The organism is Micromonospora sp. BS32, from assembly GCF_059089345.1.
On record NZ_JBSSHR010000003.1, the window covers coordinates 339,589 to 352,448 of the forward strand.

At 71.5% G+C, this 12,860-nt stretch carries 5 protein-coding genes; 1 reads left to right on the forward strand and 4 read right to left on the reverse strand.

The annotated features are described in order from the left end of the window. Nucleotides 1-81: 81 nt before the first annotated feature. The gene (locus AC5RWQ_RS07060) at nucleotides 82-3,288 is read right to left on the reverse strand and encodes a bifunctional cytochrome P450/NADPH--P450 reductase (protein ID WP_494281919.1); all 3,207 of its coding nucleotides are present in this window, start codon (nucleotides 3,286-3,288) and stop codon (nucleotides 82-84) included. A gap of 98 nt (nucleotides 3,289-3,386) precedes the next feature. Between AC5RWQ_RS07060 and AC5RWQ_RS07065 the strand changes: the two genes are divergently transcribed. After that, nucleotides 3,387-4,022: a TetR/AcrR family transcriptional regulator gene (locus AC5RWQ_RS07065; RefSeq protein WP_494281920.1), complete on the forward strand. Its 636-nt coding sequence runs from the start codon at nucleotides 3,387-3,389 to the stop codon at nucleotides 4,020-4,022. An 86-nt stretch (nucleotides 4,023-4,108) separates the two neighbouring features. Here AC5RWQ_RS07065 and AC5RWQ_RS07070 read toward each other — a convergent pair whose 3' ends face one another. From AC5RWQ_RS07070 to AC5RWQ_RS07080, 3 genes are all read right to left on the reverse strand, one after another. After that, nucleotides 4,109-7,414, reverse strand: coding sequence for an ATP-binding protein (locus AC5RWQ_RS07070; RefSeq protein WP_494281921.1), 3,306 nt, complete (start codon nucleotides 7,412-7,414; stop codon nucleotides 4,109-4,111). A 62-nt stretch (nucleotides 7,415-7,476) separates the two neighbouring features. Then, the gene (locus tag AC5RWQ_RS07075) at nucleotides 7,477-10,332 is read right to left on the reverse strand and encodes a hypothetical protein (RefSeq protein WP_494281922.1); all 2,856 of its coding nucleotides are present in this window, start codon (nucleotides 10,330-10,332) and stop codon (nucleotides 7,477-7,479) included. Beyond that, the gene (locus AC5RWQ_RS07080) at nucleotides 10,332-12,857 is read right to left on the reverse strand and encodes a S8 family serine peptidase (RefSeq protein ID WP_494281923.1); all 2,526 of its coding nucleotides are present in this window, start codon (nucleotides 12,855-12,857) and stop codon (nucleotides 10,332-10,334) included. The genes AC5RWQ_RS07075 and AC5RWQ_RS07080 overlap by 1 nt, the downstream gene beginning before the upstream one ends. Between the last annotated feature and the right edge of the window lie 3 nt (nucleotides 12,858-12,860).

Genomic DNA, 12,860 nt, shown 5'->3' on the forward strand with positions numbered 1-12,860 from the left:
TCTCGCGGTGCGTACGGTCGCCCCCACCGCACGGGGCATGGTGTCCGGATGCGGCGCTCTCGCGCCGCTCGGCATGGGTGATCAGGCGAAGACGTCCTGCTGGTAGCGCCCGTCGGCGTCGAGCTGGTCGAGCCACTTCTCGGCGTCGTCGGCACTGCCGCCCGTGTGGCTGCGGTAGATGCCGGCCAGCGCCTGGCGTACCGATGGGGCCATCCGCCGGCCGTCGCCGCAGACGTAGATGTGGGCGCCGTTCTGGATCGCGTCCCAGATGGCGTCCGCGTCGGCGGTGATGGTGTCCTGGACGTACTTGTGCGGGTGACCGGGCACGGTGGAGAACGCCAGGTGCACCTCGGCGACGCCAGCCTGTTCCCAGGCCCGCATCTCGTCGCGGTAGAACCAGTCGTGCTGCGGGTGCCGGCAGCCGTAGAACACCTTCGACAGACCGACCTCGACACCGCTCGCCTGCTGGGCGGCGCGCTCCTCGAGGAAGCCGCGCAGCGGGGCGAAGCCGGTGCCGGGACCGACGAGGATCATCGGTGTGGTCGGGTCGGCCGGCGGGTGGAACGGCGGGGCCGGAACCCGGACGTACCCGAAGAACACGTCGCCGGGCCGCAGCCGGGCCAGGTACTGCGAGGCCAGGCCGCGGTACTCCCCGTCGCCGGACAGGGCCGTACCCTCCACCAGGCCGACGGTCAGTCGCGGCCGGTTCGGCTCGACCATGGCGGCGGAGGAGATGGAGTAGAACCGGGGCCGGATCGGCCCGGCCAGCTCCAGGAAGGCGGCCAGCGGCAACTCGACGGCGGGGAACCGCTCCAGCAGGATGAGTACCGAGACCCGCTTGGCGAGGATCTCGTCCTGGTAGCGCTGGCGCGCCTCGTCGGTGTCGTCGAGGTACCCCTGCAGTTGGCCGGTGGTCCACGGGCACTGGGTGTGCTCGGCCAGCGCCCGCAGGTGCGTGCGGGTCGCCACCTCCTGCAGCTCGACGAACTCCGTCAGCAGCAGCTCCGCGGTCACGGGCTGGTCGATGGGCAGGTGGGTGCCGGCGCTGGCGTCCCCGCGGCGCAGCCGGACCACCTGGTCGCGGGGTACCCGCAGCAGCCGCAGCGTCCGCGTCACCAGCTCGGGGTCGTTCTTGCCGAAGACGGCGACGTGGTTGCCGGTCTCGTAGCCGACCCCGTCGGGCAGCTCGACGGTGATCGACAGCGCCTGCGGGCGGGGTGCCTCCACGCTGAAGTCCCACAGCCCGGTCGGGTCGCCGACCAGCTCCTCGCTGGCCACGACGGTGATCGGGTATGCCTTCTCGGAGACCACTGCCGGGCGAACCTGCGCCTCGGTGAGGACCTCCAGCGACAGTCGTGGGCCGGTGACGGCGCTGGTGTCCGCACCGTACTGCTCGGCCAGCGTCGTCCACAGTGCATTCATCCAGGTGGTCGCCATGCCGTCGAAGTCGCCATTCGCGTCGACCTCACCGCGCGGCACGATCGGCGTGGCCCCGGCCGCCAGCAGCGCCGCCTCCACCCGCTTGGGAAATGCCTGGTAGGTGAGCCAGTGCGTGTTGCCGTTGCCGAGCACCGCGAACCGCACCTTCGACATCGAATCCCCGGTCAGTCCGCCGGCGGCGGCGAGGGCGTCGAAGCGCTGCGCGTTGTCGGGGGCCTTGCCGTTGTAGCTCGGCGTGACCACGACGAGGATCCCGTCGGTGGGCGGGTTGTCGGCCAGTTCATCCAGCGTGAGCACGGTGGTGTCGAAGCCGGACTGCTCGGCCCGGCCGGCCAGCTGCCGCGCGAGATCCTCCGACGCGCCCAGGTTCGAGCCGTACGCGACGCACAGCGTGACGCCGACGACGTTCACCGCAGCCGCCGCCGCCTGCGGCTCCGGCACCGCCCGCACCTCGGTGTCGAATCGCTCGTACGGCTGGCGGGAGCGCACCCGCACCAGGAAGTTCTCCGGCTTGCGGGTGAGCGTCTCCTTGACCTTGATCTGGTAGTCGTTCTGGTCGATGATCGCGAAGTTCTGCAGGACCAGGGCCAGGGCCAGCCGCGCCTCGGTGAGGGCGAACTGCCGGCCGATGCAGGCCCGCTCGCCGTTGCCGAACGGCTTGTAGGCGTGCGGGTGGTGCTGGGCGATGTTCTCCGGCAGCCACCGGTCGATGTCGAACTCGGTCGGCCGGTCCCACGCCTTGGGGTGCTTGTGCAGCGCCGGGATCACGACCATGACCTGCTGGTCCTTCGGCAGTGCGTACCGGCCACCGAGCACGGTGTCCTCGTACGGTGCCAGGGCGATCGCCGGGATGGGGCCCCACAGGCGCAGGGTCTCGTCCAGGACCCGCGGGATCACGTTCAGCTTCATGATCGTCTCATAGGTGGGGACCGTGTCACCGGGCAGCAGCCGGTCGACCTCCGCGTACGCCTGGGCCAGCACGTGCGGGTTGCGCAGCAGCTGGTACAGGGCGTACGACAGCAGACCGCTGGTGGTCTCGTGCCCGGCGATGAGGAACGTCACCACGTTGTTGCGGATGTTCTCGTCGGACAGCGGCTCGCCGGTCTCGGGGTCGACCGCGCCGAGCATCAGGCTGAGCAGGTCGCGGCGGTCATCGCCCCCACCCGCGCGGCGCTCGCGGATGACCTCCTCGACGAGCGAGTGCATGACGCGGACGTTCTCCTCGAAGGTCCGAATCTGCCGGCGCCGCATCGCGGTGACGAAGGGTGGCTGCTTCAGCCGCCCCATGGCCTCGTGCAGGGAGTCCGCCAGGGCCTGCAGGAACGGGTGCACCTCCTCGCTGCCGAAGGAGTCGAACCGGTAGTCGAAGCCGGTGATTCCGATCGTGTCGAGGGTCAGCCGGGTCATGTCGGCAACGACGTCGAGGTCCTTGCCCTCGTCGCGCCGCCACTTGCCGACCAGCGCATCGGCAACCTCGAGCATCTCCGGGAAGTACGACTTCATCGACCGTTGGCTGAACGCGGGCATCAGGATCCGGTGCGCCTTGCCCCAGCTCGGCTCGTCCCCCCTCGCGGTGAACAGGCCGTCGCCGGCGATCGCCCGCACGTCGCTGTGCGGCTTCTCGATCGGCTTGTAGAAGCGCGACTCGTCGCACAACTCCGCCACGAGGTCCGGGTCCGAAACCAGGACGAGCTCGCGGCCGGGCAGCGCCAGCCGGTAGATGCCCTCGGGGAACTGACCGGCCGTCTCCTCGAAGAACGCCGCCGGTCCGTCGGACGGGATCTGCAGCGCGTTTCCGACGATCGGAACTCCGCGCGGGGCGGGGATGGTCGTGAGGTTGCTCGACACGTGGGTTCCTTTCCTGAGGTTGCCGGCGGTGACCGGCCAATGGATCCGGGTGCCGGACGTCAGCCATACGCTGTATGGCTACTGCTAACATACGGTGTATGGCTACAACTGGACACGCCTCAGGCGGCCGAGGAGACGCACGTCTCACCGAAAAGGGCATCTACACCGCTGCGCTCCGGCTGATAGACGCCGACGGGGTGGGCGCGCTGAGCATGCGGAAGCTGGCCGCGGTGCTGGGCGTCAACCCGATGTCGCTCTACCACCACGTGCCGAACAAGGCCGCGCTGCTACGCGGCGTCAAGAACCTCGTCGCCGCGCAGTTTGAGCCGCAGGTCGACGGTGGGACCTGGCAGGAACAGCTGCACCGGTTCGCGGGGGACTTCCGGGCGCTGGCGCACCGGCACCCCAACCTCATCGTGCACAGCCTGGGCAGTCCGGACTTCATCGAGCCGGAAGACCCGTTCTGGACCGGGCTGACCGGCATCCTCACCAGCGCGGGCGTGCCGGCCACGGAGGTCGCCCCCGTCGGAGCGGTCCTCACCAGCCTCTTCTCCGGCTTCCTCCTCGCCGAGATCAACGGAACCCTCGGTCGCCTCGCCGCCATGCGACCCGCGCCGGGACGGGCGGAACCGACCGCCGCATCCCGCGCGGACGCCAATGACAGTTTCGAGTTGGCGGTCCAGACCCTCATCGCGGGCCTCGAGGCTCACCTCCCGCCCGCAACCGCCCGCTGACCTGCACCTGTGGCCCGTGACTTCGTCGGTGGGTCCGGGACGTCCGGACGGCGATCAAGGAGAAGTATCAGGTACCTGGTCCCGGCTCACTGGCTTGCGGTCATGCGCAGTCCACGACGTAGCAACGCCAGGCGGCGAGCGGCGGCTGGGTACGGAAGGGCTTCTGCCAAGGCGGCCGCCCGGCGGAAAGCGTCCGCCGCATCCCGCTCGCGGCCCAGCTCCGCCAGGGCGGCAGCGTGCACCGTCCGCGCGTCCGTCTCCGCAAGCCGCTCCCCCGCCCGCTCCGCGCGTGCAGCCTCCGCCGCCGCCACCTCGACAGCCTCCTGGACGCGCCCGCATGCCAACCACGCGCGGGCCGTCAGGTGCGCCGACCTCGTCGTTCGATCTGCCAGGAGCGCTGACGCCTCCTCCCGGCGCCCCTCCTGCAACGCCAACTCGGCGCGCACCGACCGCACCTCGTCCTGGGCTTGAAAGTCCCCCTGCGCGCGCGCCGCGCGCTCGGCCTCGTCCAGCAGCACCCCCGCACCGGGCTCTCCCATCCGGATCCGCACCCGGGCGAGGGCTGCCAGGGCGTACGGCACGCACCAGCCGAGGCCCGGCCCCGTCTCCCGCGCCGCGGCCTCGGCCAGGTCCCGGGCCTCGGCTGTCTCCTCCATCATCAGATGGATCTTGGCCAGGTTCGCCCGCTCGAAGACGGTCGCCGTCGGATCGCCCGACCGCTCGGCGAGGTCCAACGCCCGCCGTCCGGTGTCGATGGCCTCCCGTAACCGCCCGGCCCGAAGAGCGATCTCCCGCAGGACCGAGAGGACCAGGGCGAGTAGCTGCGGATCGCCGTACGCCTTCGCGTGCGGCAGGGCGCGTTGCGCGACCAGGCCCGTCTTCCGGAACCGCCCGGCCAGGCCCAGGGACGTCGCGCGCATCGCCAACGCCCGGGCCAGCAGCCCCCGCCGCTCCGGATCCGCCACGGCCTGTGCTGCGGTTTCCGCCGCCCGCGCGGCCGCCACTGACTCCTCGTACCGGCCGGCGACGAAACAGAGCACAGCCCTGGCCAGATGGTGGGCGCTCGCCGTCGCCGCCGGCGTGTCGGCAGCGGGCGGAGCGGCATCGAGCAACCGCAGACCCTCGTCCGTGCTCCGGGTCTTCGCCATGAGTTCGGCGAGCCGGGCGGCGGCGAGAACCCGTCCGTCCCGGTCGCCGTGGTGCTCCATCTCCGTCAGAGCCTCGCGGAGCAGCCGGGCCGCGTCCTCGAACCGGCCCATCCGGCGCAGCACGGCGCTGTGGTCCATCCGTACGCGCGCCGATTCGGCGACGAGCGCGTCGAGCCGGTCGGTGAGCTCCGTGTAGTAGCGGTCTGCGGTGTCGTTCGCGTGATGCGCCGCCGCCCGTTCCGCTGCCCGCCGCAGATACCCGGTGGCGCGCGGGTCGTCAGCGCCCGTCAACTGGACGGCGAGCGTGTCCACGGCATCCGGCCGGCGCCGGAGCACCGCCTCCGCGTACGCGGAGTGCAGCAGCTGTCGCCGGGCCGCCGACAGCATCTGGTAGCAGGTCATCCGGATCAGGGGATGGCGGAAGGCAAGCCCGGCCACCGGACGGCCCTCGACGGCGACCGGCCGCTCCTCCAGCACCGAGGCGGCGACAGCAGCCTCCACGGCCTCCGTCGCCTCGGCCGCCGACAGCTGCGGCTGCCCGCAACGCCGGGCGACGTCCAGGACCTCGGCGAGTGCCGCGTCCTGACCCGCCACCGCGACCACGTCCACCACTCGGCGGGCTGCCGGGTCGAGTCGTCCGAGCCGCTGGGCGACCACCTGCCGGATTCCCTCGGGTGCTCCCGAGACGCCCACGACTCCGTCCCGCAGCGCACGCGCCAGTTCCAGGGCGAAGAGTGGATTACCCAGGGACAGTTCCCACACCCGTTCGGGTACGGCAGCGGCCGAGGAGCCGAGCGCGTCGGCCGCGAGCTCGAGACACGCCTCCCGGGGCAGGCGGGGTGGTGCGACAGCCCGGGCGAGCGACTGGCGGACCAGCACGTCCAACGTGTGCCGGCGGGGATCGGAGTCCGGCAGCTCCTCGGGGCGCAGCGTGGCGAGAAACCGCCAACCGGTTCCGTTGCCCCGGGCCCGCCGGGCGAGGTAGCTGAGGAGCTGGAACGAGCCCGCGTCCGCGGCATGGAGGTCGTCCAGCACCACCATGACTGGCCGCTCCGCCGCCAGTTCCCCGAACAGCGCGGCCGCTGCCTGGAACAGTCGGTCCCGCTCCTCCTCGGGGCTGCGCCACGACCTCGGCTCCACCCTGCCCAACGGCAGGAGCCCGGCCAGTTCCGGATACTCCGCGCCCATGCTGGCCCGTTCCTCAAGGGACCGGTCCGCCAACCAGCCCTCAACCGCCTCCGCGAACGGGCCGTACGGCCGGCGCCCTTCCGCGTCGTGGCCGGCGCCCCACAGCACGACCGTCCCCTTTTCGGCGGCCCGGCGGGCCGCCTCGGCAACGAGGCGCGTCTTGCCGAGCCCGGCCTCGCCGGTGACGAGGAGGACGGGCGTGGTGTCGACCTTCAGCAGCACGGCCAGCACGTCATCGCGACCCCGCAGCGGCAGGGCGGGTGGTAGCCGCACCGCCGCCGGCAGCGCCGGCTGTCCCGACCGGGCGGCCGAGGTCGGCGCGGCGAGGGCTCGGCGGTACAGCGCTTCCGTCTCGGCGCCCGGCCGCACCCCGATCTCCGCGTCCAGTGCCTCCCGGCACAGGTGGTACTGGTGCACGGCCCGGCGTCGGAGCCCCTGCCGGAGGAACGCCTCGATCAGGACGCGGTGGGCGTACTCCTCGGTGGGTGAGGCCGCCAGGACCTGCTCGGCTGCCTCCACCGCTTCCTCGGTGGCGCCCGCTTCAAGATGCGCGGCGGCCAGTGCACGGAGGGTCTTCTCCCGCAGCCCGGCCAGTCGTTCCCGGCGGGCCCGCGACCACGGCGCGTACCGGTCCTCGGGAAGAAGCTCGCCGGTGAACGCGTCGAGCGCGGCCGCCAGTTCTGCTCGGCCGCCATGCGCGTGCGCTGCCTCCGCAAGCCGTTCGGCTTCATCGGCGTCGATCCATACGGTGTGCGGGTCCAACCGCAGCAGCGCCCCCTCGCCGATCAGATAGGACGACGTGGCCCGGGGCGCGAGTTCCGGTTCGACGGCCCGGCGGGCGGCGTGCAGCGCCACCCGCAGGCTGCGCAGCGCCGCCTGCGGATCGGCGTCCGGCCAGCAGATCTCCATCGCCTCCTCGCGATGGAGGCGGTGCCCCGGGGCGACTGCGAGCAACTTGAGCAGCGTCCGGGCGCTCGGCCGCGGCCACCGCTCCGCGAGCGGTGGCCCGTCGTTCCGGTGGACCCGGAACCCGCCGAGGAGGTGCAGCCGCAGCACCCGGGTCTCCCTACGCTGATGAGGGCCCCACAATAGCGGGAGCCCCCATCAGCGGTGTCAAGTCAGGAAGCGGTCACAACGCCCGTGACCATTCCGTGAATCCGGTTGTCGACCCCCAGTTCGTACCGGCTGCCGGACAGTTCGGCCATCCGGTCCTGCCCCAGGTTTTCGTTGTGCAGGCCGACGACCTCGTCCACGCCGTCACCGGTGAGGTCCGCGATCAGCACGTTCTGGGTCGCGTACCGCTGCAGCCGGGCCTCGTGATCCGGGTAATGACCGCCCTTGAGTACGCCGGAGTCCCAGATGTAGAACGCGCCTTCCGTCCCACCGACGAGCAGCCGGCGCCCACCGGGACCGGTCGCGAAACCGCCTCGGTGGATGGTCGGCAGCGTGTAGATCAGGTAGTCGTTGCCGTCCGCGCCGAAGGTTTGCAGCGAGGCCGTTCCGGTGAGGATCAGACCCTCGTCGCCGGTGAACCAGTTGCCGAGTGTGAGGGTTCCACCACCGATCGCGGTCTTCACCACCCCGCCCGTGCGGACGTCGCGGAACTCGAAGAACTCCCGCCACCAGCCGTTGTCGTCGCGCACCATCCAGGTGGCCACGGCCGCATGCCCGTCCGCGTACGGGATCGCGGGCGAGGCGTACACGCCGTGGAAGAGCTGCGCACCGTAGATCTTCGGGTCGCTACCCGTCCACACCGGCCTGGCGGTCCAGGCGACCGTACCGGTCCGGGCGTCCAGAGCCATCTGCCCGACCGTGACGGGCTCCCGCTGGTAGGCCGTCTGGTACGAACCGACCACCCGGCCGCCGGCCACCGCCAGGTCCGAGAAGGCCACCGGCCCCGTGCTCTGGGGAGCGTAGGACCACAGTTGGCGGCCACCACCCCGGTAGGCGCGGACGGCGTCGGTCGGCACGAGCACGTCGTCGGCGCCGTCGCCGTTCAGATCGGCCACGGTCACCGAGCGGACGACCTGCCCCGGCTGATCGATGGTCACCCTGACCCGACCGGTGGTGCTGTCGATGATCACCGCGGCGGTCTCGGCGGCCACCACCAGGTCGTCGCGGCGTCCGTCACCGTCCGTGTCACCCAGCACGATGTCGCCGTACACGGGGCCGGGCAGGGTGGCCTGCCACAGCACCCGTGGCTTGCCCGCAACCAGCGACGGACCGTCGAACGCCCACAGGCCGCGGGACTGGCCGCCAACCAGCAGGTCCTTGCGGCCGTCTGCGTTCACGTCGACCGCGACGCCGGTGGACAGGTCGGCAAGGAGCGGTACGAGCCCCGCCGACGTGCCGTTGTCCAGCCGGTAGAAGTGGATGTTCTGGTCGTTGTCGATGGTGCGTACCAGCCAGTCGGTGCCGGCCTGGTACGGCTCGGCGTAGATCGGGGAGGCGACCACGCCCTTCTGCGACCACCGCACCGAACCGTCCGTGCCGCTGAGCACGGTGATCGTGCCGTAGCGGCGGGTCCCCGAGTTGACGGCGCGGCCCTTGTCCGCGGTCGTCACGTACGAGGCGATGGCCTTGCCGTTCGCGATCCGCAGGCCGAGAACGCTGTCACCATCCCGGTCGTTCGACTCGTCCCGCTTCAGCGTGTACGACCAGAGTTCCGTCCCGCCGTCACCGCGCAGGCCGCGCACCGTCGCCGCGTTGATGTCGAGGTCGTCGTCGAAGGTGGCTTCGGCGACCGCGTACTCGACGCCGTCGCCGCCCTTCAGCTCGCCGACCGCCAGCTCGGTACCGACCGCGTTGACCCGCTCATCGAGCACGGTCCGGACGCCGTTGGCCAGGTCGTAGCCGACCAGCTGGTACAGCACCCCGTCGGTGTAGTCGGACTGCTCGATGGCGACGAGCCGGTTCCGGGATGGGTCGACGACCGCCTCCCGCCCGTACATCGTGCCGGCGGTCTGCCAACGCGGCGCGCCGTTCGCCGTGTCGATCACGAGGGTCTGGCTCGCGGCCGGGTCGGTGTCGGTCTTCCGCACGTACCAGGAGAGGGCTGCCGCGGTGTCGGAGAGCGCGGTGACCGAGGCCCACCGGCCGTCGCGCTGGCCGGTGTCGTACGACCAGGTCGCCGCCGGGGTCAGTCGCCCGTCGGCGAACGTGAAGCGGAAGCCGTACAACTTCGTCGTCAACGTCTGGTCGGCGCCGAAGTTGTTGGACGGCTGGTCGGCGACGAGCAGGGTCGTGCCGGCGAGGGCGACCTGCTGGGCGTCGGGGAAGATCCGCGACCACAGGGTCGCCCCGGTCTTCCCGTCGAGGACGGTGACGAAGCTACCCGTCGTCAGGGAGGAGCCCGGGGACCTGAACGGGCGGTACGGGTTGGAGCCCACCCTCGCCGTGAAGACGACGTCAGCCACCCCGTCGCCGGTCAGGTCGCCCTGCGCGAAGCCCCGGTCGGCGAGGTCCGCGTACGGACTGTTGGCCTCGTAGCCGATGGTGATCCGAGCCGGATACGGCTCTCGCTCCCACGGCCGCAGCGGCATGACCTGCCAGTCGGCGTAGAAGGACTCGTTGTCGCGCTTCCACACCGTCCGGCCGTCCGTCGTGAAACGGGTGATCATGCCGAGACTGTGCACGCCGAGGAAGTCGCCGTTGCCGCCGCCGAGTTGGGCGGTTTCGGCGTTCCCCCGGTACGTCTCCAGCGCGGACGCCTCGGTGAGGGTGACGGGTGTCGCTTCCTGCACCTGCTCGGCCGGCGGTTCGGCGGTGTCGCTCGGCGCGGTCGCCTGCTGGGCAGCGGGGGCGGCCTCGAACCGACTTTCGAGTTCAGCGGCCTGGGCCTCGGTCAGGATTCGCGCCTGCGACCCGTCCTCGGCGTACGCCGGGTTGGTGATCGCGGGGAGCGCGGCAAGCGCGAGCCCGGGCGCGAGCAGGGCAGAGGCGAGGCGCACGGCGCCTCGGGATCGGTTCTTCATCATGCCGCCTTGAGGGTGATACGGAGGGCGCTGTGGTCGGTGATGACCGGTTCGTTGAAGGAGTACTGCACGGCATCGGTGCCGGCCTGGTTCTCGATGCCGACGGTTGCTGATCCGCCCTTCTCCAGCGCCGAGGCGCCGTCGATGGACTGGTACTGCAGGACGATCGCGCCGGTCGCCTCTTCGAAGACCGCCTCGAACGTCACGCGCCGGCTCGAATCCGCGGCGAAGGTCGCGTTCTCCCAGACGATCGCGAACTTCCGCTGTCCGGCCGTGCCGGTGACAGCGGTCTTCACGGCCGACCTCTTGTCGAGGACGAGGTCGTCCCAGTAGGCAGCGAGGATGCCGTTCGGCTGCGACGCCGCCGGCAAGGCGGTGTTGACGTAGTCGCCGAGCCGCGGGGCGAGGAAGTTCACCAGCCCGTTGGTGGTGAGGCTCGCCTGGTTGTACGAGACGCCGTAGAAGCCCACCGGGAACGGCAGGGCGACGGTCTTGGCGTTCTCGTCACCGGAGAGGGCGACCTTGGTGGCGCCGCTGACCCAGGAGTACGCGGCGGGCAGGCAGCTGTTGCCGAAGGCGTCGCTGTGGGCGGGCAGTCGGACCGGCACGCTCTCATCGCCGTCCACGGTCAGGGCCTGCTGATAGCTGCCGTTGCACAGGACCGGCGCGGCGGGCGTCGCCACCAGGGTGAAGGATCCTTCGGCGACGGCCGGGAAACGGAAGGCGCCGGCGGCGTCCGACACGGCCGGGGCGAGCGGCGCCTCGACGATCCGTACGCTGGCACCGGCCAGCGGCTTGCCCGTCGCGTCGTACACCGTGCCGGTCACGGCGTGCCGGGGAACGGCGTCCAGCGCGATGTCGTGGGAGAGGGCCTGGCCGTCGGTGACGGTGAGGTTCTCCGTGGCCGTGCGGTAGCCGTAGCTGACGCTGGTCAGGGTGTACGCGCCGGCCGCCAGGACCAGCCGGTAGGCGCCCGAGGCATTCGTGGTCACGGTCCGCTGGCCGCTCTGGCCCATAGCGGTGATGGTGATTCCGGCCAGGCCGGCGCCGGTGACCCGGTCGGTGGCGGTGCCGGTGATGGTGGCCGCGGTGTGTGGGGCCTGGTCGACGGCGGCGAAGACGTCGAGCTTGCCCTCGCCCCAGACGTTGTTGGCGTCGGCGGTGCCGCCGCAGTGGGTGTCGTCGACGTCCCGCGCGGAGTCGTTCAGGACGGCCCGGGTGGCGTCGATGTCGCCGACGAGGGAGGGGGCCGCGGACCAGAGCAGGGCGACGGCACCGGCGACATGCGGGGTCGCCATGGACGTACCGGAGATCGCCCGGTACCCGCCGCCCGGCCAGGCGGAGCGGACGTTGACGCCGGGCGCGGCGATGTTCGGCTTCATGGACCCGTCGACAAGGGACGGGCCGAAGCCCGAGAAGTAGGCGATGGCCCCGGTCGCGTCGTACGCGCCGACCCCGTACGACGGGGCCTGGGCACCCGGCGCCTCGGTGGTCGAACAGGACAATCCGTTGCCGGCGTTGCCGGCGGCGAACGCCTCGAAGATGCCGGCCGCGTTCCAGGCCTCGATCATGTCCTGGTAGAAGGTGGTGTTCCCGCCGCCCCACGAGTTGTTGACGATGTCCGGGGCGAGATCGGGCCGGGGGTTCTGCCCATTCTGGTCGGTCGGCGCGAGAATCCACTGGCCGGCCTTCAACAGCGAGGTGTCCGTGCAGTAGTTGGCCTCGCAGCCCTTGACGGCGACCCACTTCGCGGCCGGAGCGACGCCGATCCCGCCCGCGCCGACCATGGTGCCCATGGTGTGGGTGCCGTGGCCGTTGTTGTCGCAGGGGGTGCCGCTGTCGGGGCACTCGCCGCTCGCGTCGTACCAGTTGTAGTTGTGGTTGTAGGTGCCGTCGCCGAGGCTGCCCCGGTAGTTGCCCGCCAGGGCCGGGTGGTTGAACTCCACGCCCGAGTCGATGTTGGCAATGACGACGCCCTCGCCGTGGTCGGCGTACTGGGACCAGACCTGGTCGGCGCCGATGTCCTTGACGCCCCACTCCGGGTCGGTGACCTCGGTCGTGGTGACGGCGCCCATCGCGACGGTGTCGATGGCGTAGCGCTGCTCCCGCCGCAGGGCGGCGACATCGGGCCGGGCGGCGAGCCGCTCGACCAGGTCCCGACCGCCGGTGACCTTCACGGCGTTCGCGATCCAGTACGACTCGTAGCCGACCTTCGCCCGGTCCAGGTAGCGGGCCAGCGAGCTCTGGTCCCGGGCGGCCTCGGCGCGCAGCGTCTGGTACGCGGCGGCCTTCCGCTCCTTGCCGCGCTGGCGAATGGCACCGGACAGGTCGGGACGGCTCTCCAGGACGACGAAGAAGGTCGCCTCCTGACCGGCGGCAACGGCGGCGGCGAGACCCGGGTCGACGGCCGCATGGTGCCGGGGTGCGGCGGTCGCGGCCGGCGCGGCGAGTACGCCGACGACGGTGACGGCAACCGCCGCCCAGGCGGTGGCCGCGCGCCGCAGGGGTGAACGGGGGAAGTGCATTTA